Below are 25,318 nucleotides of genomic sequence, written 5' to 3'. Positions count from 1 at the left end.
TTTCTATGAAAGAGAGAAAGAGATGTCAGAGGTACATCAGACTTAGATAATGAATTATCACGCTTAGATAATAGAATTACGCACGTACAACAAGAATGCAGAGCATATAGAAAAACAAAAGAGAACGAGGGGAAAACAATTACGAGATGTGTGTTGTGAGTTCGTTCTCTTATACAAACAAATAAGAGATAAGCCCTTTGATTGTGCTTACCTCTTACTTGTTTTACCTTTCTTTCTTATCTAATGACTTGTGAGCGACTTATGATTTATCGCTCTGTTCCTTCATATCAATAAACTGCTTGTTTGCATCATAAAACTCATATTGCAAATAAGCTAGCTTCTGTGAAGGAATAATATTTACGCCTAATCCGTATCTCATTTGCCACTTACGTTTTAGCGAGATGAAACCCTTGTTAATGTAAGCAGCTACGTATGGGTGGACGTGTAAGTAGAACTTCTTTACTCCTACCTTATTGACAAGGCGATCAATCTTTCGCTCTAACTGGTCAGTAAAGAGGATACTTGAGTGAATCTTACCTGTTCCAAAACAAGTGGGGCAGTCCTCATCTACGTCAACATCCATTACAGGACGAACACGTTGGCGAGTAATCTGCATTAAGCCGAACTTACTTAATGGAAGGATGTTGTGACGGGCTCGATCCTTCTGCATATTCTTACACATACGCTCGTAAAGCATCTGTCTGTCTTCAGCAAGATTCATATCTATAAAGTCAACGACGATGATTCCTCCCATATCACGTAATCGAAGTTGACGTGCTAATTCGTCGGCAGCTCCAAGGTTTGTGTCAAGTGCGTTCTGCTCTTGTGCTTTCTCCTTGGTTCTGTTACCACTGTTTACATCAACAACGTGCATAGCCTCTGTGTGTTCGATGATGAGGTAACAACCATGCCCGTAGTTGATTGTCTTGCCAAAGCTAGACTTGATTTGCTTTGTAACATCGAAATTGTCAAAGATAGGCACCTTTCCATTGTACTTCTTCACTATGCTTGCCTTTTCAGGGGCTATTAGAGATACATAGTGGCGTACAGCTGTGCAAATGTCATCATCATTGACATAGATGTTCTCGTAGGTTGGGTTGAAGAGATCACGTAACATAGCAACGGCACGTCCAGTCTCCTCAAATACTAATTGAGGACGCTCTTGTGTCTTTTGTACCTTCGTGATAGCTTCATTCCAACGATTCAGAAGGACTTTCATCTCTGCATCAAGTTCCGCAACACGCTTGCCTTCAGCTACTGTTCTAACAATTACACCAAAGTTCTTTGGAGTGATACTTTGGATGAGTTGCTTTAGGCGTGCTCGTTCTTCGCCGCTCTTAATCTTAGATGAAACACTGACTTTATGCCCAAAAGGTATAAGCACCAGGTAGCGACCAGCGAATGATATTTCGCCTGTAAGACGCGGACCTTTGGTGGAAATGGGTTCTTTGACAATTTGTACCAATACTTCTTGACCTACTTGCAAGGCATTCTGTATCGTGCCATCTTTTTGTATGTCAGGGAGGTGATTGGCTTTCTGAATGGGATAAAGTTTTTTACGATCGCTCTGAACCTGTTTCAGATATTTGGCGTAGGAGTTAAATTGACTCCCTAAGTCTAGATAATGAAGAAAGGCGTCACGCTCATAACCTACATCTACAAAGCAGGCGTTTAGCCCTGGCATCAGCTTCTTTACTTTTGCCACGTAGATGTTTCCAACCGAAAAGCTAGCTTCTCTTGGTTCACGTTGATATTCAACCAAACGCTTATCCTCGAGTAGTGCTATCGAAATCTCTTTCTGTTGGACATCAATAATTACTTCGCTTGTCATCTATCTTCTCTTGTTATAAACACCATGATAGTATCGAATCGTATAAGTTAGCTATAAATGTTTTATACGTTATGATTTGTGGTAATAAATAATACACCTAATCGTACTACATGATATTTATAGGTAATAAAAAAGGCGGAACCTGCCGTCGCATTCCATGGTTGGAATTAATTGCGATGACACGCCCCGTCATGTTTGAAAGTCGTAATAAGTGCTTTCAGCCTATGGGGCTTACTTACTCTTATGTCTGTTCTTTCTTAATCTCTTTTTACGCTTGTGCGTAGCCATCTTATGTCCCTTTTTCTTTTTTCCGTTTGGCATAGCTTTGATGTTTTAAATTGTTATAATATTTATGTTTACTTATTCTTCATATCTTCAATGAAAGTCTTTGCAGGCTTGAAACTTGGGAAATCATGTGCAGGGATTGTGATTGTCGTATTCTTTGAGATGTTACGAGCTGTCTTTTCTGCACGATGCTTAATAATAAAGCTACCGAAACCACGTAAATATACGTTCTCTTTCTTCCCCAATAAGCTATCTTTGATTGAATCCATGAATGATTCAACTACAGCTGAAACGTCTTTCTTGGCAATACCAGTTGATGTTGCAATCTCATTGATAATGTCTGCTTTCGTCATTTCGTTTTTATTCTTTTTATGTTTAATTCTTTATTCTCTCATTATTTCGGATTGCAAAGATACTCATTTTCAGCTTAATAGAGAAATGTTTTGAGTGTTTTTTTGCAAAAACTCTCTGTGATAGTTCCCTACTCTTAAGTTTTTTGTATCTTTGTAACCTAATTATATAAGGTGTATGAAGATTGCCATTGGAATTGATGTGGGGATTTCAACAACGAAGATTGTTGGAATTAGAGAAGGGAAGGTCGTTAAACCTTTACGTATAAAGGCTACTGACCCTGTGACTTCCTTGTATGGTGCATTTGGTAAATACTTGTATGATAATAAGATTGATTTATCAGATGTAGAGCAAGTGATGTTGACAGGAGTTGGCGCTCATTATGTTAATAAGCCTGTTTATGGACTTCCGACAGCAAAGGCTGATGAGTTCTTAGCTGATGGTTTGGGAGCTCAGTTCGAGTCGAAACTTCAACGGATGATAGTTGTCTCTATGGGTACAGGAACCTCTTTAGTGCTTTGTGATGGCAATGAAATCCGTCACATTGGTGGTATTGGTATTGGAGGCGGTACTTTAAGTGGGCTTTCTCGGTTGTTATTACAGACAGATGATGTTAAAGAAGTTGTGTCTTTGGCAATGAAAGGAGACATCTCACGCATCAATCTTCAGATAAAAGATATATCAACGAGTCCACTACCAGGTTTGCCTATGGATGCAACAGCGTCTTTGTTTGCAAATGCACAAGTAAATGCTAGTAGGGAGGATATTGCTCTTGGTTTGATAGGTTTAGTGCTGCAATCAATAGGTTCTGCAACAATCTTAAGTTCCTTAAATAGTGATATTCGTGATTTTGTTCTGATAGGTAATCTCACGTTGTTACCACAATGCGAATTACTCTTTCCTGTCATGGAGAAGATTTATGACGTTCGATTTATTATTCCCAAATATTCGGAGTATTGTACGGCTATTGGTGCAGCATTGCAAGGGTTAAAGCGTGGATAAGTCTTAATAAAACATCCTTTTCTTTATTATTTCCATATTTTATTCCCTCATTCTTGCATTATTCCAATATTTCTTCTTACCTTTGCGCCCGTTGAGTGAGAATTAACCCAATTAATAATGATGTTACAAACAACGAATTTCAATCAAGCTAACGTTTGCGCCTTATATAATAAAGGTGTAAGCCGTGTTGTTGCGTTGGATTCTTTAACATCTAAAAACGAGAAAAAGACAGCAAATAATTTGGTAGTTCCAAATATTTGTATACTCTCTCTCTCTCTCTCTCTCTCTCTCTCTCTCTCTCTCTCTCTAGTAGAGCAGACGTAAATTACACATTTTTTTCTTCTCGCGTACGCGCGCGCGAAGCGTGCCGCAAACCCTGTAAACAAAGGACTTCTAGAAGTTTCCTTTGTTCGCTTTTTCATATCTTTTTGCATCTATCTTAAAACTCAAATAAGAAACAATTTAATCACATTTTTATCACATATAATTAGAGAATGAATATGAAGAAAAAACAACTGGAGAAATTAGCGTACAGCCAACCAATATGCAGTGTTATACCTATATGCGCAGAAGGTCCCTTTTGTGTTTCTGTAACTCCAAACACAGGTGCATCATCGGAAGCTCCTTGGGGAGGAGAGCAAACACATGAGGGAGGTGTCATTATTGGTGATGGGACAGGACTTGCCCCTGCAAAGCAGCAGCCTTCTTGGAATGAAGAATAATTTTATAAAAAAGAACTTTAATAGACAATAAAGATGAGTAAGAAATATTATTTATGGATGGTGTTATCCATTTTACTTTCAGTATTTACAAGCTGTTCCAATGATGAGAATCTAGAAAACGGTGAAGGGACAGTCAATATATCTAAGTCTCTAACATTTCCTGTAACATTTGCCGACTATAACGAAGAGGTTACTACAGGAAATGGAAAGACACGTGCCGTATCCAACAGTTCTGATACAATCAGCCATGACTTTGTAAATATGGATAACGGGATTGTTGCAGACGTTGTTCTCCAACGTGACACCGAGAAGCAATCATCTGGCGATGCTACTACCAAGACACGCTCAATTGGAAATGGAAACTATACCATGCTCGCTTATCAGGGTGGTGTATTCAAAGGAGAAATAAATGGTTCTATTATAGGTGGTTCCTTTACTCCTAATTCAGGAGGAAATAATTCCATCTCACTAAGTCCAGGTAATTATGACTTTGTTTTGTATCGTAGTGGCAGCTTTACTCGCAATGGTAACAATCTGACTATTACCAATCCTTCAGAGTATGTCATGTTAGGTCGTGTTAATAACTATACCATTACAGCAACTCCCAACAAGCAGCAGGTACCATTCGTGATGCGTCACGCAGTGTCACGTGTCAGGGTAAAAGTTACCGCTTACAAGGATGGGAGCTTTGGAACGAATATCGGTGCTCTGTCACTATCAGCTGTAAACAATAATGAGATTCCCACGGCTGCCACTTATGATCTCGCTAATGACAGTTGGAGTGGTTCTGGCTCAAAGACTTTTATAGGGGATTTTCCTTCTTGGGGTTCCGGTTCATGGACTAAGCATGAGGATAATGATGGCTTCCGATTTACTTCGTCGAACTATGAATATCTCCTGCCAGGGGCTAATATTACTAAGCTGAATGCGACAGTGAAACCATGGCAAAGTTTAACTATATATGGAGAAAATCTCTCGGGAAAGAATCTCAGTTTCAATTTAAGCCCAGTATTGAAGACTGAACCTAACGGCTCTTACCTTATCAATATTACTCTCCGCAAAAATTTCCTTTACTTGATGAGTGACGGAACAACAGGATTGCTCTCCGAGACCATTTACGGTGGAGGCACAAAGATTCCTATTGGTGTTGTTGTCAGCCAAAGTAAGAAACTAGCAGCTGCACTTGATATAGTTGATCCTAATAGTATTTCTAGTACTACCACGCCTCCAGCAAGTAATTCTGGTATCAATGACCATTACATAGAGTTTCCTGTATTGGGAACAGACACTGATGTCCCAAATGATGACGGATATAAGTACACTTGGGAAGGAGCTGGTAGTGCTGATGGTGTAACCATAAAGGGTAACATTGACGGCTATAGTTATTTCTATGCGGCAGCTCAGTATTCGCCTACATTACCAGCTGGAGAAACTCTAAGTGGTAGCCTTGTCGGAAAGAAATGGTTCCTCCCTAGCTTAACTGATGTCCTCATGTATAAAGGTGGACCAGGGGTAAATAATATAAGTCTTCATATTAATAATTGGGGTGGTGGACAATTCGGAACATTTCCTCTTTATGACAGACCCATGATACAAGTATCAGGGACTTCGCCCAATAAAAATACTGTGGATTTAGCTTTTATCCAAGTAGGTGGAAAGAGACAGGAACGTAGAGCTTTCTATACGAGTACACTATTAAACAGAACAGGCTATGCTGGTAAGAGTCTAATTATAACAGAAGGTGGCTATGTTTATAATTTTGATCCAGTATCATACCCGAATGGGATATATCTTCGTCCATTTATAAAGTATTAAAACGATAATCCTTAATATTCACAAACGCTCCGTGGGCGAAAAGGTCTCGAGCCCACGGAGCTATCACAAACAGAGACCGCCTTAATGATAATATGGCTAACAAACCAATTCAATTTTTCTTGAGAGAGCAGAAGCTGAACATCGGTAAGCAGGCTGGAAAGACTGTAATTGTTGCTCGTCCAACTGGTAGGCACCGTGTAGACTTCCGCAACTTTTGCGAACGCATTGCTAAGTCAACAACCTTTAATGCGCAGGAGGTAGCTGCTGTGCTGAATCTTGCAAGTGAAACCGCCCGTGACATCGTTGCCAATGGTGACATTGTGGAGTTTGGCGACATGGGAACGTTGACACCCTCGTTTAAGAGCAAGGCAGTAGAGAGTGTTGAGCAGTTTCGTGCACAGCAGCATATCGAGAAACCTGTTATAAAGTTCCTTGCCTCTGCGAAGTATTTCACTCTGAATGATGTTACGTATGAACAAGTAGCACCAAAGGAGAAGAAAGAAAAGAAAGGAAAGAAAGAGAAAAAGAAAGCAGAAGGAACAGAGCCTTCAGGTCCTGTAACAGAAGGATGATAACGGATTTTTGAGATTCTGCTAAAACAACAAAAAAATTGTTCGCGAAGAAATTCGAAATTCTTCGCGAACAATTTTAATTTTCTTCGCGAAGAATTTTTTGCGTTGCTTATAGGAACATCGTAACAGAAGAACAAGGCTTTAGGCAGAATGATATAAGAACACATTTCTTATGACAGGTTCTGCTTCTAGATAAACGTGCCACGGGAGCATTTAAATAGATTGATTCAGGGTATCAATCGTTCTGTAATAAGACAACTCGATTATATTAATTGTGAAATTAATGTCTTTCAAAACTAGTGTATTAATTTGGTTCTCTCGCTCCTGTGGTACGGCCTCACCCCCAGCCCCTCTCCTACAGAGAGGGGGGCGCCTAACGGGGTGGGGCTTTTGTATAAAATAAAAGTATTATGCTTTGGTAACTTTAAGTATTAGTTTTGCCTTTGCCCATTGATCTTTAATACTGATGTTGATTCACGCCCTTGCTTAAAAGTTTGAAGATACAGCTTTAAAAAGGATTTATTAATTTGTGACTTTCATTGAAATTCTTTATCTTTGCAGACGTCGGGTGTTTAAGCCTGTACAATTACTTTAAAACTGAATGGCGTGAGAAATAGATATCTTATTATATTACTATTACTTCTAACTTCTCTTTCAGTCTTTGCGCAGAAGATAGAGATAGGGGCGTGTGTTACCAGTGATGGGGGGAATTACCGTGGGCAGATGTTCCGAGGGAAGCCTAATGGTAAAGGTAAGACGGTCTACAAGAATAAGGATGTCTATGAAGGCGAGTATATGAAAGGTTTGCGCCATGGGGATGGTACTTATATCTTTGCTGATGGTGAGAAGTATGTTGGACAATGGTTCCAGAATCAGCAACATGGAATGGGAACCTTTTATTTTTCGAATGGAAACCGATATGAAGGCTTGTGGTATAAAGATTATCAACAAGGTCAAGGCACCATGTTTTATTACAATGGAGACAAGTATATAGGTAATTGGGAACATGATAAACGCAGTGGAGCTGGTAAGTATATCTTCGCAAATGGAGCCTCATACGATGGTATGTGGGCAAATGATATGAAGAACGGAGACGGCTGTTTTAAGTGGACGGATCATTCTTCGTTTACGGGTAACTGGGTTAATAACATGAAAGAAGGTAAGGGCGTTTATATCTATTCGGATGGTGATAAATACGATGGTGAATGGAAGAATGACCTTCAGAATGGTAAGGGTATCTACAAGTTCAAGGATGGCGAGGTTTATGAAGGTGAATATGTAGATGGTCAGCGCACAGGGCAAGGTATTTTCCAATATAAGAATGGAGATCAATACACAGGTCATTTCCTAAATGGAATGAAGTCTGGTTTTGGTACGATGTCCTGGCATAATGGGGATATATATACAGGTTATTGGGAAAAGGATTTGCAGAATGGGCAAGGAAAGTTGACTAAGAAGAATAAGGACGTCTATGAAGGGCAGTTCAAGAATGGTGAAGTTGAAGGGCTTGTTATCATTCACTATGTTGATGGAAGCAAGTTCAAGGGAAACTATCATAATGGTAAACGAAATGGTAGTGCTATTGAAGAAACTGCTAATGGCGTACGCTTTGAAGGCAACTATAAGGACAACCAACGTGATGGAAAGTTCATAGAGCGAGACAAGAATGGTAAGATTACTGCCATCGGATATTATGAGAATGGAAAACGTCACGTCAACTAGCTTAACTTAAAAATATAATAACGAACAAAATACATTTACCATGGTTACAAAGAAGAGTATAACTAAGAGTGCACCTAAAGATGTTGTAAAGAAGAAGAGTAAGAGCGCACCAGCTCATATTGGGCTTGTTAAGAACGACTCATATTTATCTCCGTATGAAGATATTATACGTGGGCGGCATGAGCATGCGCTTTGGAAAATCAAGCAACTGACGCAAGACGGGAAGATGACCCTTTCTGATTTTGCCAATGGATATAACTATTATGGTCTACATCTTACCGATGAAGGCTGGGTCTTTAGGGAGTGGGCACCTAACGCTACAGATATCTATCTTGTAGGCGATTTCAATGGTTGGAACGAGTTACCCTCTTACAAATGTAAGCGTATTGAAGGCACAGGTAATTGGGAGTTGCGTCTTCCTGTTCATGCAATGGAGCATGGACAATACTATAAGATGCGAGTTCATTGGAATGGTGGAGAAGGAGAGCGCATTCCAGCTTGGGCACAGCGTGTTGTACAAGATGAGAATACAAAGATATTCTCAGCACAGGTATGGAATGTTGAAGAACCATACGTTTGGAAGAAGAAAAACTTTAAACCTAGCACCGATCCACTACTGATTTACGAGTGTCATATTGGAATGTCACAAGATGCAGAAAAGGTTGGTTCATATACAGAATTCCGTGAGAATGTTCTGCCACGTATTATAAAGGATGGTTATAATGCTATTCAGATTATGGCAATCCAAGAACATCCTTATTATGGTAGCTTTGGTTATCATGTTAGTTCTTTCTTTGCGGCTAGTTCCCGTTTTGGTACTCCCGAAGAGCTGAAAGCACTTATTGATGAAGCACATTGCAATGGGATAGCTGTTATTATGGATATAGTCCATTCGCACGCTGTAAAGAATGAGGTGGAAGGACTAGGAAACCTTGCTGGTGATCCTAACCAATACTTCTATCCAGGAGATCGACACGAACATCCAGCTTGGGATTCTCTATGCTTTGATTATGGTAAGGATGATGTACTTCATTTCTTATTGTCTAATTGTAAGTATTGGTTAGACGAGTATCACTTTGACGGCTTCCGCTTTGATGGTGTGACCTCCATGCTTTATTATAGTCATGGTTTGGGCGAAGCTTTCTGTGACTATGGTGATTACTTCAATGGACATCAGGATGATAATGCTATTTGTTATCTGACGCTTGCTAATTGTCTTATTCACGAAGTAAACAAGCATGCTATCACGATTGCAGAAGAAGTTTCTGGTATGCCAGGATTAGCGGCAAAGTTTAAGGATGGTGGCTATGGTTTTGATTATCGTATGGCAATGAATATCCCTGACTATTGGATTAAGACCATTAAAGAATTGCCAGACGAGGCTTGGAAGCCATCATCTATCTATTGGGAAATAAAGAATCGACGTGCGGATGAGAAAACCATTTCTTATTGCGAATCTCACGATCAAGCACTTGTTGGAGATAAAACGATTATCTTCCGTTTGATAGATGCCGATATGTATTGGCATTTCCGTAAGGGAGATGAGAATGAAATGGCTCATCGTGGTATAGCATTACACAAGATGATTCGTTTGGCAACTATTGCGGCTATGAATGGTGGCTATCTCAACTTCATGGGTAATGAGTTCGGTCATCCAGAATGGATTGATTTCCCACGTGAGGGCAATGGTTGGAGTTATAAGTATGCTCGCAGACAGTGGAATCTCGTGGATAATAAAGAACTCTGTTATCATTATCTTGGTGACTTCGATCGTAAGATGTTAGAGGTTATAAAGAGTGAGAAGAAATTTAATGCAACGCCTTTACAAGAGATATGGCATAACGACGGAGATCAAATATTAGCTTTCAGTAGGGGAGAACTATTGTTTGTGTTCAACTTCTCACCAACTCGTTCTTATGCTGATTATGGATTCTTAGTACCAGAAGGTTCTTATGTTGTAGAGTTAAACTCAGATGCGAAAGAGTTTGGAGGCAATGGCTTTGCTGATGACTCTGTAGAGCATTTCACCAACCCAGACCCTCTTTATACCGATCAACATAAGGGATGGCTTAAGTTATATATTCCTGCTCGCAGTGCAGTAGTATTGAAAAAGAAGTAAGTAGATGATGGAAAGTAGGTTTATACGCATAGTATGTGCTGTTTTGTTTTGTTTATTCTCATTCTGCTATCTCTATTTCTTCCAAGCAGATGTGATGACGATTGTACAGCATTTAGCGTCTGGGGGACAAACGTTCTATAATCCTTTGTTGGGTGCAGTACTGATAACAATTACCTTAAAGTTATTGCAAGTAGGTATCAGTTCTTGGACGAAACTCTCTAAGCGTGGCTATGCTTTAACCTACTTTCCCTCTTTCCTTCTTTTGACAATAGTATCGGATATTAGACCAACCGCTACAGGGGTTACTTTGGGCAGTTGGTTGTGGATTGCGCCATTATTGCTTATCCTTTATGCGATTATCATGATAATGACAAAGCGATTTGAGCCTTATGAACCAGAGCTACGTAGTTTTGGTATATTCTCTCAATTAACATGGGTGAGTTTAGCTATCTTTCTTTCGTTCTTCTTGTTCACAGGACTCTTCAGCAATACCGATAAATATTATCACCAGCGTGCAAAGGTTGAGGCTTTGATAGATAAGAGAGATTATGCAGGCGCATTACAAGTTGTAAAGACTATGCCACATACCGATTCCGTCACTTCGATGTTGACAGTGTATGCGGTCGCACGTAGAGGACACTTAGCTGATAGTCTATTCTACTATCCCTTGGTAGGAGAGGGAAGAGCCTTACGTCCTGGCAGAGTTCACTCTTGGCTCCAGCCCGATAGTGTTCTACTAAAGGTAACTCGCACCTCTGCCAATTATCAATTAATAGGCTTCCTCCTTGATCGCAATCTCCATGATTTTGCTCGTTACTTACCGCAATATTATCCAGTAGATAGTCTTCGTCCTCGATATTATAAGGAGGCTTACGATCTTTATGTGCTTCGTCAGAAAAGACTAACACCCGATAAACCTTACAAGAAAGGTAGTTATACCGCATATTACTTCTCAAAGTAGAAGTCTTTCCTAGCCTTTCTCTACAATCTCCATCCCATTAGGATGAGCCACCTTTTACCTAATTACACTCTTCTAAAACCTTGCATCTATGAAACGGCTAATACTCTTTTGTTTGATATTATGCTCCACCATTCCCATCATTGCACAGCAAAACATGACATGGGAGGAATATTTTGAACAACTTTATTCAGAGAGCGATGTCACTGAATCGGAGAAGGAGGACGCCTTTGCAATATTGTCCGAATTTTCGGAACGCCCATTAGACCTCAATACTGCTACACGTGAAGACTTAGAGCGTATCCCTTTCTTGAATGCCCAACAAATAGAAGATATCCAAGCGTATGTATATCAATACCATGGAATGCGAACGTTAGGCGAGCTATCCATGATAGAGTCCTTAGACTTCCAGCGAAGACAATTACTCTCTTACTTTGTTTATCTGTCGCCAGTAAATGATAATAAACCATTCCCCAGTCTGAAAGAAATCCTAAGCAAAGGGCGTCACACGTTACTCTTTACTTTCAAAGCCCCTTTTTATCAGCGAAAAGGTGATAGAAATGGCTATCTCGGCTATCCGTATAGTCACTCCTTCAGATATAACTTTCATTATAGTGATTATTTCCAACTGGGTTTGATAGGGGCACAAGATGCTGGAGAACCCTTCTTTTCCAATAAGAATAAGTTAGGCTATGACCACTATAGCTTTTATATCCAACTGCGTAAACTGGGCAGAATAAAGAACTTGGTTCTGGGAAGATACAAACTAAGTTTCGGACAGGGACTAGTCATTAATAATAATTTGAGCTTTGGTAAATATGCCACTTTGTCAACGTTGGGCAGACAGAATAATGGGATTCGGGTATATTCTTCTCGCTCTTCGATAAACTATTTGCAGGGAGTGGCTGCAACCATCGAACTTGCTCACAACTTAGATCTAACCACATTCCTCTCATATCGAACGATTGATGCAACATTAACAAGTGACGGAGATATAAAGACGATTCTTAACACTGGATATCACCGCACTGCGAAGGAGATGGAACGGAAAGATAACGCTTCCCAATTCACAACGGGAGGTAATCTTAATTGGCGATGTGGTCGTTTGGCTCTTGGATTGACCGCACTCTTCACTCACTTTGATAAAGCTCTTAATCCTAATACAAACCTGTATTATCGTCGTTATGCGCCATCGGGCAATGACTTTTGGAATGTTGGTATAAACTATAGCTATATGCGTAAGCGTTGGAGTTTGACAGGTGAGACTGCAACCAGCAATGGAGGGACATTGGCTACAATCAATAACATTTCTGTTCAAGTGAAGTCGAACTTATCATTATTAGCCATGCAACGTTACTATCGTTATGATTATACGGGATTGTTCGCACGTAGTTTTGCCGAAGGCGGGAAGATTCAGAATGAAAATGGATTGCTCTTAGGAACTAATTGGGAAATAAAACATGGACTTTCACTCATAGCTTATACTGATTATTCTTATTTTTCTCATCCTCGTTTTGGATCGCATACTGCTAGTCATACTTGGGATAATGTCCTAAATCTATATTACACACATAAAGTTTGGTCCTTATGTGCTGGATATAAATTAAAATTGAGAGAGAAAGACGATTTCAATAAGACAGCACTTATCAATGAGATTACTCAGCGCGGCCGATTAACATTGAATTATAAGGCAAAAACGTGGGTTAGTAAAACACAATTCGATATATCTGTATACCATAACCTCAATAATAGTATTGGATACATGGCGAGCGAAAACGTTACGTGGGTACCCAACTCGTGGCTTCAACTTACAGCATTACTCGGATACTTTCACACAGATGATTTCTCTTCACGCATCTATATCTATGAGCGCCGACCGCTTTATTCGTTTTCCTTTCCTTCATTCTATGGGATAGGTTTACATTACGCTCTATTTGCACGTGCAGATCTGTCTCCTAATCTAATGCTTATCCTCCAATCCTCTACAACCAGTTACTTTGATCGTGATAAGATTTCATCAGGTTTGCAACAGATTAATGGCTCTACAAAGTCCGATTTAGAACTACAAATGCGCTGGAAATTCTAGTAATTTTGACGTGCCTAAAGGTGCCAATTTATAGATAAAATTAGGGACTTTATAATCCATTGAAAATCAATCATATATAGGATTTATAAAAAACGTACCTCCATTTTGATAAAAACGGAGGTACATTTTATCGAAAACGGAGGTACGTTTTTAGTAAAACGGAGGTACGTTTTTTCGAGCTTACCTATTGAAGCTCCCAATTACGTCCGAGCGGATTTGAAATATTCACTTAAAATCTTTGTTGATTCAGGGGTAATATGATCGATGTTTTTGATAATCTCACCATGTTCCATCAAGACAACTCTGTCACTGATATCTATTGTGTGTTGAAGATTGTGACTAGAGATGATGACAGAGGCATGATACTTATTTTTGTAATCAACTAACAACTTTTTAAGAAGATTCTGACTACTGGGATCAAGGAAGTTGAAAGGTTCGTCCAGAATTACGGCACTTGCTTTGGGAAGTAAGGCAGCTACTATTCCAACCTTCTGTTTGTTACCCGCCGAAAGCTCACGAATATATTTTGTTTGTCCAAGAATTTCGTTGCTTAGAAACTCCCTATAATCCTCAAGCCTTTCCTCCAATCCTATTGTTTGAATGTTATGCGCTTTAAGAATAAATGAAAAGAACTCCTCGGCTGTGAGATATTCTATGAGGAAAGCTTCATCCAAATAGGCAGTTATTTGGCTCTTCCATGCGTTATCGTAATTTGCAATCGACTTTGTTGAAGGAGTGGGGGGAAGCCCATTTGCTGGTGAATCTTCTTGACATTCCTCGAAAAGGAAATCTACTGAACCTCCATTGGCTTTCAGTAGATTAAGAATCAAACGGAAAAGCGTTGTTTTCCCTGCACCATTATTTCCAACCAAACCTATAATCTCATTAGCTGGAAAACAAAATTCGGGGATAGACACAACTGTCTTATCCCCGAAATTCTTTGTGAGTTTATTAATCGATATTGCGACCATGGCAATTCTTAAACTTCTTTCCACTACCACATGGACATGGATCGTTAGGACGTGGAGTCTTTTCTGCGTGATAAGGAGTGCGATTTATCTCTTGAGCTCCTTCTCGTGTATCCTGTTGTGCAGCAGCACGCTGGTTAGGATCATCAAGTTCCACCTTCTCCTCATTATAACGCTGGCTGTGTTGTTCTGGCGCTGCTTCCTGAACTTCATCAGCTTGTTGCATCTCTGGAATCTGACCGCGCATGAGAACACTTGCTGTACGATTGTTCATATCGTCAATCATATTATCCCACAACTTCACACTCTCTAGCTTGAAGATGAGCAATGGATCTTTCTGTTCGTAAGAAGCATTCTGTACAGAGTGACGTAAGTCGTCCAACTGACGGAGATTCTCCTTCCAATCATCATCGATGATATGGAGAAGAATTACCTTCTCGAACTGCTTTACAACCGACTTTGCCTCGCTTTCGTATGCTTCCTTCAAGTCGCAAGGAATGTTATAAACGCGTGTTCCGTCTGTGATAGGAACCATAATACGTTCATACATTGCACCTTGTTTCTCATATACGTCCTTGATAATAGGCCATGCTACGCTTTGGATGCGATCCGTCTTGCGCTTGAAAGCTTCCATAGCTTGTTGGAAACTACGCTCTGCAAGCTCCTCTTGATTTGTACCTGTGAATTCCTCTTCGGTGAAAGGACATTCCATGGTGAGAATCTTTAAGAACTCTTCTTTGCAGCCCTCATAGTCATTATTCTCGATGATACTTACGCAACGGTCCCAAATGATATTGGATATATCCATACCGATACGCTCACCCATGAGAGCATGACGACGCTTCTCATAAATAACTGTACGCTGCTTGTTCATGACATCATCGTATTCCAACAGACGCTTACGGATACCAAAGTTGTTCTCTTCAACCTTCTTCTGGGCGCGCTCAATACTATTTGATATCATAGAACTCTCAATACGCTCACCATCTTCGAAGCCTAGCTTGTCCATGACCTTTGCAATACGCTCAGAACCAAAGAGACGCATCAACTTATCTTCAAGAGATACATAGAAAACTGATGAACCTGGGTCACCTTGACGACCTGCACGACCACGAAGCTGACGGTCTACACGACGACTTTCGTGACGCTCGGTACCAATAATTGCCAAACCGCCTGCATCTTTTACTTCCTTGGTGAGCTTGATATCGGTACCACGACCAGCCATGTTAGTGGCGATGGTTACTGCACCGAGTCCATCTACTGAACGTCCAGCCTCGGCAACAATCTGAGCTTCTTTCAAGTGCTGTTTAGCATTCAATACCTGATGTGGTATCTTACGCATGGTAAGCATCTTACTTAGTAACTCACTGATTTCGACAGATGTAGTACCAACAAGACAAGGACGACCTTGGTTTCTCATTGTCTCTACCTCATCAATCACTGCAGCATACTTCTCACGTGCTGTCTTATATACGCGATCCTCCATATCCTTACGAAGAATAGGGCGGTTTGTCGGAATCTCAACAACATCTAACTTGTAAATGTCCCAAAACTCACCTGCCTCTGTGGAAGCAGTACCCGTCATACCTGCTAACTTGTGATACATACGGAAGTAGTTTTGTAATGTGATGGTAGCGAAGGTTTGTGTAGCGGCTTCCACCTTTACATGCTCCTTTGCCTCGACAGCCTGATGCAAGCCATCGCTCCAACGACGACCTTCCATGATACGACCAGTCTGCTCATCAACAATCTTAACCTCACCATTCAAGACAACATACTCATCATCCTTGTTAAACATGGTGTAAGCCTTCAATAGCTGTTGCAATGTATGTACACGTTCGCTTTGTACACCATAATGTGCCATTAGGGCATCCTTCTGGTCGATGTATGTTTGCTCATCAATTAACTTGTCATCCTTCTGCTTCTCAAGTACAGATAGCTCTGTTGTGATGTCTGGCAATACGAATAGTTGATTATCATTTACCTTATTAGCTAACCAAGCTGTACCCTTATCAGTAAGGTCACAAGAGTTCATCTTCTCATCTGTTACGAAGTAGAGAGGCTCAATAGCTTTAGGCATTTCACGGTTATTATTAGCCATGTAATACTCTTCGGTCTTCAACATACCAGCCTTGATGCCATCTTCTGACAAATACTTGATGAGAGCCTTATTCTTTGGTAGAGCCTTGAAGGAACGATACAAAGCAAGGAATCCTTCTTCTTGTAGCTTTTGTGCAGTAGACTTATCATTTGTTTTCTGTGCTTCCGCTAACTTATGACGTGCTTCTGATAAAAGTTCTGTAGCTTGCTTACGTTGAACCTCATAAAGACTTTGTACTAATGGCTGATACTCCTCAAACATTTGATCATCCCCCTTTGGAACAGGACCACTAATAATAAGAGGGGTACGAGCATCATCAATCAACACAGAGTCGACCTCATCGACGATAGCATAGTTATGTTGGCGTTGTACGAGATCGGCTGGAGATACTGCCATATTGTCACGAAGATAGTCGAAACCGAACTCATTATTGGTTCCGAAAGTAATATCTGCCTGATAAGCCTTACGACGTGCTGGAGAGTTAGGTTGGTGCTTATCAATACAATCAACAGAGAGTCCGTTGAACATGTAGAGAGGTCCCATCCATTCAGAGTCACGCTTTGCAAGATAATCATTAACGGTTACGACATGTACGCCATTACCAGTCAAAGCATTGAGGAAAACAGGTAAGGTCGCAACAAGGGTTTTACCTTCACCAGTTGCCATCTCAGCAATCTTACCCTGATGCAATACAACTCCACCGAAGATCTGTACATCATAGTGAACCATCTCCCACTTGAGATCGTTACCACCAGCAGTCCAATGGTTGTGGTAAATAGCGTTGTCACCATCTATAGTGATGAAGTCCTTAGCTGGGTCTGCCGCTAGCTCTCGGTCGAAGTCCGTAGCTGTAACAATAGTCTCTTCATTTTCAGCGAAACGTCGAGCTGTATCTTTTACAATAGAGAAGGCAACTGGCATAACCTCATTAAGTGCCTTCTCGTAATTGTCAAGAGCCTCTTTATCAAGTTTATCAATTTGATTAAAGATTTCTTCACGCTCATCAATAGGAGTTTCTTCGATCTTTGCGCGTAGTTCAGCTATCTTATCACGTTGCTCTTTACCTGCATCTTGAACATACTTCTGTATTTCTTTTGTTTTTGCACGTAGCTCATCATTACTGAGAGCTTTAATCTCTGGATATGCTTCCTTAACCTTATCTACAAAAGGCTGAATAAGCTTCATATCACGACTTGACTTATCTCCAAAAAGTGCTTTTAATATCTTATTGAAATTCATTTCTTATTTTTTAATACGTCCGTTTATGTGTTGTTGTTTATTTATGGACGATGAATATTATTATTTAAAATCTCTTTTGTCCATGCTGAATCTTTCTCATTGCATGTATGGATATTTCTATTTAAACTCCATATTAAAAGGTAAAGCTGGGTGCACGAATCTTAATCCCGGATCTTAATGAGGGATTCGGGAGAAAAGATGATAATTGTTGTGTATGATTAGAATAAAGTGTAAATACTGGTGTGTATTTATCAGATAACTCCGAAATAAATGCAATTTGACTTTGTGCAGGCTCTATCTCTTCTTCCTCTTTTATCTGTTTTATTGCATCAAGGATAGAGAGAATATCCTGTTCTATACCTTTAAAGGTCTGCTTATGACATAAATCTTCTATTGTAGCATCACCCAATGCAATCCTAAGCGCAGACTGATAGGTCTGTGCTTCTACTCCTGTTGAAGCAAGGACAACAAGTAAAGCGGTGATGTATTTATTCATTTCTATTAATCTTTTTGACTGATTTATCCAATCTTATGTGTAATATGCAGTGCAAAAGCAAGAACAATGCCATAATTAGAATAGCTGTAGGAATATGTTGGAAGAAAGCACCAATAAAACCTAATATAATAAGCACTCCCCATATCTTCCACCATATATTTGATTCTTGCCGTTTTGTCTTCTTGATAGTCTTGTAGAGGAAGAACAATGGAAGAGGGTTAAAGAAGAAGATAATTGCATTGAGACTTACGCATGGGTGTTGTGAGAATACCATCACAAAATAGATGATTCCGAGAAGCCCTGCTGCTAGCATTAGAATTGTGTCCCATACCCAATACATTTTTTTCTTGTAATTACTTATCACCATCATAATGGTGCATATAATGACAAATATGCAAGCCACTTCTAATGGAGATAAAGGGAACTCAGACTCAATAACTGATGTTTGAGGTGCAAGTAGTTCATGTGTCTCAATTACTAGAGGCTTCCCGTTATATGTTGCCTTTGCAAAGTCACGTCTTAGGTTATCTGGTAGAAATTGTTGTTCCGACAATGAAACTTTCTTGTCTGCGTTTATACCAAGTAGTAAGTCTTCTCCAAATTGCGACCATTCATAATTCTTATTCCATTCGTGAATTAATGAGCGGAAAGTCTCGTTTTGATTCTTAATAATTGGATATATGATTTTTCCATGTAAATGGTCGACTATTATATTCCGTGCTCTTGTAGTACAATTATCATAAAAGAAATTGTAACGATATACTTGATTCTCTGGTTTAAGATTCTCTTCTAGTGCTTTTCGGATAAGTTCTTTATCCCTAGGAGATATATTAAGGACTTGTTCTATTACTCCACGCCCTTCATAACTATATTGCGCAATAAACATATCCATCGGTTCTGCACCAACACGATAATCAGTTAAGCCAAAGATAAAACGAAGTATGAAGAAAGGCTGATCAGATGAAAAAAGACCATAATTAATGGCTATATCTTGCCCTGCTTTCTCGTCCTTATATCGTATAGCTGTGTGCCCATATTGAGCCCATATCTCTTTTCCGGGGGAGCATGTCAAGAGAGAAATTTGAATGCTATCTGTATTATGACTCACAGATTGTGCTTCTACTGTTATCTGGATAATCGGTAGAAGACACATTATTATAATATATAGCACTCTCTTTTTCATTATTGTCCGCAAAGATAACAAAAAAGCATGAGAGCACAAAGAAAGCTTATTAAAAAACAAAATCCTTTATCGTTTTTCCGCTATATAGATTTTTTTTAATAACTTTGCGCCAATATATCTCTTAGACATTATTGTCAAATCAGAAAAAGAAAACGAATGAAAAAGATTATAGTAGCAGCACTATTGGCAGGGATGGTTATACAATCTTCTGCTCAAAGTGGCACTAATTCACCTTATAGCCAATATGGATTAGGAACTTTGGCGTCACAAGCTACAGGTTTTAATCGAGGTATGAATGGATTGGCATATGGTTTCCATGAGCGTAATCAGGTTAATTATATGAATCCTGCGTCCTATGCTTCTGTAGACTCTCTTTCTTTTATCTTTGATGCAGGAATAGGACTCCATTTGACTAATTATGAAGAGAATGGTCATAAGGTCAATGCAAAGAATGCTAATCTAGAATATATCGCTGCTTCTTTCCGTGCCTTCAAGCATTTGGGTGTTAGCTTTGGCATATTACCTTATTCAAATATTGGTTATAACTTTAGCAATACAAAGAATATTAATGCCTTTAATAACCCATCATCTCCAAATGCCACCTTCTCTAATATATATAGTGGTAATGGAGGGTTACACCAAGTGTATTTAGGTGCAGGATGGGCACCATTCAAAGGATTTGCATTTGGAGCAAATGCTTCTTATCTTTGGGGATCGTTGAGTCGTAATGTCATCAATACTTATAGTGACACTTACGTTAATACGTTATCTAAAGAGTATGCTTCACAAGTTAAAAGTTATAAGATTGACTTTGGTGTGCAATATAGCTATAAACTCGATAAGAAGAATGAATTGACTTTAGGTTTAACTTATTCTTTAGGACATAAGTTGAATTCGGATTCAAAGTGTTCTGTGGTATCAAAGAATTCACAAACAGGTGTTTCGGATACGACAAGCTATGTTCTTGCAGATGCGTTTGAACTTCCTAACACTTTTGGTATCGGTTTTATGTGGAATCATGATAATCGTTTAAAGATTGGTGTTGATTATCAGTTGCAGAAATGGGCTAAGATTAAATACCCCCAGTTGGATATAAATGGTAGTACAACAAACTATAGTCTTGTTGGTGGACAATTTAATGATCTTCATAAAATAACACTTGGTGGTGATTATTGTAAAGGTGAACGCTATCGTGGATTCTTTGATCGTATGCATTATCGAGCAGGTATTAGTTATGCCAGCCCATACCTAAAGATAAATGGGGTAGATGGACCTCGCGAGTTATCCGCAAGCCTTGGTGTTGGTATTCCTATTGTTAATGCATATAACAATCGTAGCATATTGAATATTAGTGCTGAATGGGTAAATCGTAGTGCAACAGGTTTTGTAAAAGAGAATATGTTCCGAATCAACGTTGGTCTAACATTCAATGAACGTTGGTTTGCTAAGTTTAAGGTTGAGTAATATGCGTTCCAACCTTTCTGTTTTATTCATTAGTTCAGCATTCTTTATAGCAGTTTATGCCCTGATATCTTGTTCTGAAGAGCATGAACACATGGCTCCTGCTATACGTGATCGTGATTCTGTCCCAGTCATGACCACGTATGGTGTAAATACTCTTATATCAGATTCAGGTGTTATCAAATATAGAATTGTAACAGAACAATGGGAGGTCAATGAGAATAAGAAACCATCTAGGTGGACCTTTAATAAAGGAATCTTACTTACTCAATTTAATTTAAAGAAACATGTTGTTGGTTATATTCAGTGTGATACTGCTGTTTATTATGATCAAGATCGCCGTTGGGAATTACATGGGCATGTGAAAATACTTACTGCACAAGGACTTTCTTTTTATAGTAATGAACTTTATTGGGATGAACGTAATCATCAGATGTGGTCACATACTTATTCACATCTCAAAACTCCTGATAAAGAACTAGAAGGAAATTGGTTTAGAAGTGATGAACAGATGACAGATTATGAGATTCGCCAAACGAAAGGGTGGGGAATATTCTCAAATGATAAAATGTTTTCTGGTTCTAATCTTGGTAATACACCTATTGATACCAGTCATGTTGATAGTTTGAAGGGTTCTGTGATAAAAAGACGATAGAAGAAATTGGATATAGGTTTAATTATAGAAATTATAATCACAATGGTTTTATCTGCATTCTTTTCTGGAATGGAGATAGCCTTTGTGTCTTGTAATCGTCTCCTTGTTGAGATGGAGAAAGAGAAGAATGGATTAGCACAAAAATGTCTAACGGTGTTTTACAATAATCCAAATGGTTTCGTATCTACTATGCTTGTTGGAAATAATATCGTGCTAGTTGTTTATGGTATACTTTTCGCACAGCTATTCGATGCAACGCTCTTTCATCCGTATGAGCCTGCTACTCGTGTTGTTCTTGATACGATATTGTCAACACTAATTGTCTTATTTACTGGGGAATTCCTGCCAAAGACCCTATTTAAAAGTAATCCTAACCGATTACTTACTTTCTTTGCTCCTTTAGCATACATCTTCTTTATCGTTTTATGGCCTATTAGTCGTTTTACAACTTTTATTGCTCGTGTTCTTTTGCGTCTTTTTGGAGTAAAGATAGATGAAAAAGAAAATGATGGAACGTTTACGAAAGTTGATCTTGATTACTTAGTACAAAGTTCTATTGATAATGCTGAGAACGAAGATGATATTGAGGATGAGGTGAAGATCTTTCAAAATGCTTTAGATTTTCAAGATACCAAAGTGCGTGATTGTATGGTTCCGCGTACGGAGATTAATGCCATAGAAGAGAATTGTTCGCTTGATGAACTTCAGCAGATGTTTATTGAAAGTGGTAATTCTAAGATTATAGTCTATGAAGGTGACATTGATCATATCAAAGGTTACATCCACTCTTCAGAGATGTTTAGAGCACCAAAGAATTGGCGTGATCATATCCGCCGAATGCCTTTCGTTCCAGAGACAATGGCTGCACAGAAACTTATGCAAGTCTTCCTTCAACAGAAGAAGAGTCTAGGTGTCGTTGTTGATGAATTCGGTGGAACTAGTGGCATAGTATCATTAGAAGATATTGTCGAAGAGATATTTGGAGATATTGAGGATGAGCATGATAACTTGAAGTATGTTGCTAAGCAAACTTCTGACAATGAATATGTCCTTTCTGCTCGTCTCGAGATAGACAAGGTTAATGAGATGTTTGATTTAGAGCTACCCGAGAGTGATGACTACATGACGATAGGTGGACTCATCTTACATGTTTATCAAAGTTTCCCTAAACTCAATGAAATTATAACCATTGGACAATATGAATTTAAGATAATCAAGAGTACCATGACTAAAATTGAACTTGTGAAGCTAAAAGTCAATGTAACTGACTAAGTTTGTGCATAAAAAATTGTGATAATTGCCTTTTTCTTCGTATTTTTGTGGGCAATTTGTTGTACAAAAGGAATAATTAAAATCAAATAATAAATCTAAAAATGGCAGCATTAGGAAAAATTAGAAGCAAAGGAGGTATACTGGTAACCGCTATCGGTTTGGCCTTATTTGCTTTCTTAGCTGAAGCAGCTTTCCGCTCTTGCAATGAAATAAAGAGCGAAAGCCGACAGCAGATTGGTGAGATTCTGGGCGAGAAGATTAGTGTTCAGGATTATCAAAAGTTGATTGATGAGTATCAGTCTGCAATTAAGTTCACCATGCAACGTGATAATCTTACCGAGGATGAGCTTAACCAAGTAAAGGATCAGGTTTGGCAGCAATTGGTTAATAATCGTGTATTAGAAGCTGATGCAAAGAAGGTTGGATTGACTGTTACAGAACAGGAACTTTCAAATGTATTAAACGATGGTACTAACCCAATGTTAGCACAGACCCCATTTGTAAATCAGCAAACTGGTCGTTTTGATATTAATGCACTCCAACAGTTCCTTGATGGTTATAATAAGGCAAAGGCTTCAAACTCTCCACAGCTTGAGCAGATGCAGACGATTTATGACTACTGGCTTTTTGTAGAGAAGAATCTCCGTACACAACTTCTCGGTCAGAAGTATCAAGCTTTGTTAGCTAGCTGTGTTCTTTCAAATAAGGCAGAAGCTAAGATGGCATTCAAGGATAATAATGAGGAAAGTGAGATTCAACTTGCATCCTTGGCATATAGTACTATAAAAGATGCTGATGTAAAGGTTACAGATGAAGATCTTAAAGCTAAGTATGAGGAATTGAAACCAGCTTTCCGTCAGAATACAGAGACACGTGACATTAAGTTCGTTGATTACCAGATTAAGGCTAGTGCTTCTGATAGAAATGCGATTGTCAAGGAAATGAACGAGCTTCAAAAGCAACTTGCTACAGCTACTGACCCTTCATTGGTTATTAGCAAGAGTGGCTCTATGATTCCTTATCTTGGCTTACCTGTAAGTAGCAAGGCTTATCAGCAGTATCCTGACATAGCTTCAAAGATCGATTCTCTTGCTGTAGGAACAACAGGTGTAACAGAGAATAAGCAAGACAATACATTGAATATTATTCGTGTGATGTCTAAGGCTCAATTACCTGATTCTGTTCAGTTCCGTCAGATACAAGTTGCTGCTAATACTCCTGAAGAGGCTCATGCAAAGGCTGATTCTATACAGAAGGCATTAGCTGGTGGCGCTGATTTCGTTGCTATTGCAAAGCGTTATGGTCAGACAGGAGAAAAGGTTTGGTTCACTGGTCAGCAGTATGAGGCTGCTCCTAGCATGAGCGAAGATAATCGTACATACATTGAAGCTCTCCTTAATGGTGAAGTAAACGCAATCCAAAATGTTGCACTTACACAAGGCAATATTATCCTACAAGTTGTTGATAAGAAGGCTATGAAGACAAAGACAACAGCCGCTATTATCAAGAAGCTTATTGATTTCTCTAAGGCAACACGTAGCGATGCTTACAATAAGTTCTCTGAATTTGTTGCTAAGAGTACAACTGCCGCTGACCTTGAGAAGAACGCTAGTAAGTATGGTTATCATGTACAATCTCTTAACGATGTCTCAACTTCAGAACATTATATAGCAGGTGTACATGGCACGCGCGATGCACTTAAGTGGCTATTCGATGCTAAGCAAGGTGATGTTTCTCCACTTTATGAATGTGGTGACAATGATCACTTGATGGTTATAGTTCTTTCTGCTATCCATCCAAAAGGCTATCGTTCTTGGGATGACCCACAGGTTAAGGAGATTCTTAAACGTGAAGTAATCAAGGATAAGAAGGCAGAAAAGTTGATGGCTAAACTCAAGGGAGTTAATAGTATAGCAGCTGCTCAAGCTAAGGGTGCTAAGGTTAGCACAGTTAGTCAAATTACCTTCGCAGCTCCTGCTTTCGTACAAGCTACAGGTTCTGCAGAGCCTGCTCTCTCAGGTGCAGTTGCTGCAACTGCAGCAGGCAAGTTCTCTAAGAATCCTGTAAAGGGTAATGCTGGTGTATATGTTTTCCAAGTTGTAAAGAAGGCTCTTCGTGCTGGTTCTAAGTACAACGAGACTATGGCAATGCAGCAAGCAGCACAACAGAACATGCAGTACTTGAGTAACTTTATGCAAGACCTTATCCTCAAGGCAAATGTAGTTGATAATCGTTACCTCTTCTTCTAATTAGAATAAGAGTTCAAACTAAATACAGGGCATGTCCATCATGGGCATGCCCTTTTAAGTTGCCTATATCTTAGTGTGATGTTTGAATATACTTTGTGTACCCAAGAACCTATTAGTTGTGAGCAATAAAGAATTCTCTTCAAGGACAATTCATCATATACAATGATGTTACAAGCCTTTTGTAGTATTTACCCAAAGTACTTGTAATGTTTTTCCAAGTGTGTTGTAAAG

18 protein-coding genes are annotated in these 25,318 nt (G+C 39.2%); 12 read left to right on the top strand and 6 right to left on the bottom strand.

All coding sequences use genetic code 11. From position 1 onward, the window contains the following. Positions 1-259: 259 nt before the first annotated feature. Positions 260-1,831 carry an Rne/Rng family ribonuclease gene (locus tag F0475_RS08285; RefSeq protein WP_009435081.1) on the bottom strand — a complete coding sequence of 524 codons (1,572 nt, stop codon included), beginning with the start codon at positions 1,829-1,831 and terminating at the stop codon, positions 260-262. A gap of 356 nt (positions 1,832-2,187) precedes the next feature. Continuing rightward, on the bottom strand, positions 2,188-2,469 hold the full coding sequence (locus tag F0475_RS08280) for an HU family DNA-binding protein (RefSeq protein WP_004383253.1): 282 nt from the start codon (positions 2,467-2,469) through the stop codon (positions 2,188-2,190). Positions 2,470-2,644: 175 nt separating this feature from the next. Here F0475_RS08280 and coaW point away from each other — a divergent pair, with 175 nt between their 5' ends. The 8 genes from coaW to F0475_RS08240 all read left to right on the top strand — a co-directional run bounded on the left by coaW (position 2,645) and on the right by F0475_RS08240 (position 13,463). Then, complete coding sequence (gene coaW, locus F0475_RS08275) at positions 2,645-3,469, top strand: type II pantothenate kinase (RefSeq protein WP_004383252.1); 825 nt, start codon at positions 2,645-2,647, stop codon at positions 3,467-3,469. Positions 3,470-3,969: 500 nt separating this feature from the next. Then, entirely contained in the window at positions 3,970-4,191 is a 222-nt protein-coding gene (locus F0475_RS08270; protein ID WP_155716302.1) for a hypothetical protein, read from the top strand. Positions 4,192-4,224: 33 nt separating this feature from the next. Beyond that, complete coding sequence (locus tag F0475_RS08265) at positions 4,225-6,006, top strand: fimbrillin family protein (protein WP_155716271.1); 1,782 nt, start codon at positions 4,225-4,227, stop codon at positions 6,004-6,006. Positions 6,007-6,098: 92 nt separating this feature from the next. After that, complete coding sequence (locus tag F0475_RS08260; protein WP_009433850.1) at positions 6,099-6,578, top strand: HU family DNA-binding protein; 480 nt, start codon at positions 6,099-6,101, stop codon at positions 6,576-6,578. Between the two features lie 606 nt (positions 6,579-7,184). After that, positions 7,185-8,300 (top strand): phosphatidylinositol-4-phosphate 5-kinase, encoded by a 1,116-nt coding sequence (locus tag F0475_RS08255; protein ID WP_317163208.1) that lies wholly within the window; start codon positions 7,185-7,187, stop codon positions 8,298-8,300. 40 nt (positions 8,301-8,340) lie between these two features. Next, positions 8,341-10,419, top strand: a complete 2,079-nt coding sequence (locus tag F0475_RS08250; protein WP_155716269.1) for an alpha amylase C-terminal domain-containing protein — start codon at positions 8,341-8,343, stop codon at positions 10,417-10,419. A 4-nt stretch (positions 10,420-10,423) separates the two neighbouring features. Beyond that, positions 10,424-11,380 (top strand): hypothetical protein, encoded by a 957-nt coding sequence (locus F0475_RS08245; RefSeq protein WP_155716268.1) that lies wholly within the window; start codon positions 10,424-10,426, stop codon positions 11,378-11,380. A gap of 88 nt (positions 11,381-11,468) precedes the next feature. Next, on the top strand, positions 11,469-13,463 hold the full coding sequence (locus F0475_RS08240; RefSeq protein WP_155716267.1) for a helix-hairpin-helix domain-containing protein: 1,995 nt from the start codon (positions 11,469-11,471) through the stop codon (positions 13,461-13,463). Between the two features lie 200 nt (positions 13,464-13,663). Here F0475_RS08240 and F0475_RS08235 read toward each other — a convergent pair whose 3' ends face one another. The 4 genes from F0475_RS08235 to F0475_RS08220 form a co-directional block, all read right to left on the bottom strand. Next, a complete protein-coding gene (locus F0475_RS08235) occupies positions 13,664-14,434 on the bottom strand; it encodes an ATP-binding cassette domain-containing protein (protein ID WP_155716266.1) in 771 nt (256 codons plus the stop codon). After that, positions 14,415-17,771, bottom strand: a complete 3,357-nt coding sequence (gene secA, locus F0475_RS08230) for a preprotein translocase subunit SecA (protein WP_155716265.1) — start codon at positions 17,769-17,771, stop codon at positions 14,415-14,417. The genes F0475_RS08235 and secA overlap by 20 nt, the downstream gene beginning before the upstream one ends. Positions 17,772-17,904: 133 nt before the next feature. Then, positions 17,905-18,267 (bottom strand): hypothetical protein, encoded by a 363-nt coding sequence (locus tag F0475_RS08225; protein ID WP_155716264.1) that lies wholly within the window; start codon positions 18,265-18,267, stop codon positions 17,905-17,907. Next, positions 18,260-19,450 (bottom strand): Lnb N-terminal periplasmic domain-containing protein, encoded by a 1,191-nt coding sequence (locus F0475_RS08220; RefSeq protein ID WP_155716263.1) that lies wholly within the window; start codon positions 19,448-19,450, stop codon positions 18,260-18,262. The genes F0475_RS08225 and F0475_RS08220 overlap by 8 nt, the downstream gene beginning before the upstream one ends. Positions 19,451-19,606: 156 nt before the next feature. Between F0475_RS08220 and F0475_RS08215 the strand changes: the two genes are divergently transcribed. From F0475_RS08215 to F0475_RS08200, 4 genes are all read left to right on the top strand, one after another. Then, positions 19,607-20,914: a hypothetical protein gene (locus tag F0475_RS08215; protein WP_155716262.1), complete on the top strand. Its 1,308-nt coding sequence runs from the start codon at positions 19,607-19,609 to the stop codon at positions 20,912-20,914. A 1-nt stretch (position 20,915) separates the two neighbouring features. After that, the gene (gene lptC / locus F0475_RS08210; protein WP_155716261.1) at positions 20,916-21,566 is read left to right on the top strand and encodes an LPS export ABC transporter periplasmic protein LptC; all 651 of its coding nucleotides are present in this window, start codon (positions 20,916-20,918) and stop codon (positions 21,564-21,566) included. A 6-nt stretch (positions 21,567-21,572) separates the two neighbouring features. Beyond that, positions 21,573-22,838, top strand: a complete 1,266-nt coding sequence (locus F0475_RS08205) for a hemolysin family protein (protein WP_009435089.1) — start codon at positions 21,573-21,575, stop codon at positions 22,836-22,838. Between the two features lie 101 nt (positions 22,839-22,939). Next, a complete protein-coding gene (locus F0475_RS08200) occupies positions 22,940-25,087 on the top strand; it encodes a peptidylprolyl isomerase (RefSeq protein WP_155716260.1) in 2,148 nt (715 codons plus the stop codon). The last annotated feature ends 231 nt before the right edge of the window (positions 25,088-25,318 follow it).

Origin of the sequence: Prevotella vespertina, from assembly GCF_009728485.1 — a bacterium.
GTDB lineage: Bacteria > Bacteroidota > Bacteroidia > Bacteroidales > Bacteroidaceae > Prevotella > Prevotella vespertina.
Note: the sequence above shows the minus strand (reverse complement) of the source record. Positions and strands in the feature narration are given on the sequence as shown.

What these genes read in the sequence shown, in the direction of transcription:
- F0475_RS08285 (WP_009435081.1), bottom strand. Translation starts at nt 1,831, where the DNA reads ATGACAAGCGAAGTAATTATTGATGTCCAACAGAAAGAGATTTCGATA.
- F0475_RS08280 (WP_004383253.1), bottom strand. Translation starts at nt 2,469, where the DNA reads ATGACGAAAGCAGACATTATCAATGAGATTGCAACATCAACTGGTATT.
- F0475_RS08260 (WP_009433850.1), top strand. Translation starts at nt 6,099, where the DNA reads ATGGCTAACAAACCAATTCAATTTTTCTTGAGAGAGCAGAAGCTGAAC.
- F0475_RS08200 (WP_155716260.1), top strand. Translation starts at nt 22,940, where the DNA reads ATGGCAGCATTAGGAAAAATTAGAAGCAAAGGAGGTATACTGGTAACC.
- F0475_RS08240 (WP_155716267.1), top strand. Translation starts at nt 11,469, where the DNA reads ATGAAACGGCTAATACTCTTTTGTTTGATATTATGCTCCACCATTCCC.
- F0475_RS08265 (WP_155716271.1), top strand. Translation starts at nt 4,225, where the DNA reads ATGAGTAAGAAATATTATTTATGGATGGTGTTATCCATTTTACTTTCA.
- F0475_RS08250 (WP_155716269.1), top strand. Translation starts at nt 8,341, where the DNA reads ATGGTTACAAAGAAGAGTATAACTAAGAGTGCACCTAAAGATGTTGTA.
- F0475_RS08215 (WP_155716262.1), top strand. Translation starts at nt 19,607, where the DNA reads ATGAAAAAGATTATAGTAGCAGCACTATTGGCAGGGATGGTTATACAA.
- F0475_RS08235 (WP_155716266.1), bottom strand. Translation starts at nt 14,434, where the DNA reads ATGGTCGCAATATCGATTAATAAACTCACAAAGAATTTCGGGGATAAG.
- F0475_RS08220 (WP_155716263.1), bottom strand. Translation starts at nt 19,450, where the DNA reads ATGAAAAAGAGAGTGCTATATATTATAATAATGTGTCTTCTACCGATT.
- F0475_RS08245 (WP_155716268.1), top strand. Translation starts at nt 10,424, where the DNA reads ATGATGGAAAGTAGGTTTATACGCATAGTATGTGCTGTTTTGTTTTGT.
- coaW (WP_004383252.1), top strand. Translation starts at nt 2,645, where the DNA reads ATGAAGATTGCCATTGGAATTGATGTGGGGATTTCAACAACGAAGATT.
- F0475_RS08225 (WP_155716264.1), bottom strand. Translation starts at nt 18,267, where the DNA reads ATGAATAAATACATCACCGCTTTACTTGTTGTCCTTGCTTCAACAGGA.
- secA (WP_155716265.1), bottom strand. Translation starts at nt 17,771, where the DNA reads ATGAATTTCAATAAGATATTAAAAGCACTTTTTGGAGATAAGTCAAGT.
- F0475_RS08270 (WP_155716302.1), top strand. Translation starts at nt 3,970, where the DNA reads ATGAAGAAAAAACAACTGGAGAAATTAGCGTACAGCCAACCAATATGC.
- lptC (WP_155716261.1), top strand. Translation starts at nt 20,916, where the DNA reads ATGCGTTCCAACCTTTCTGTTTTATTCATTAGTTCAGCATTCTTTATA.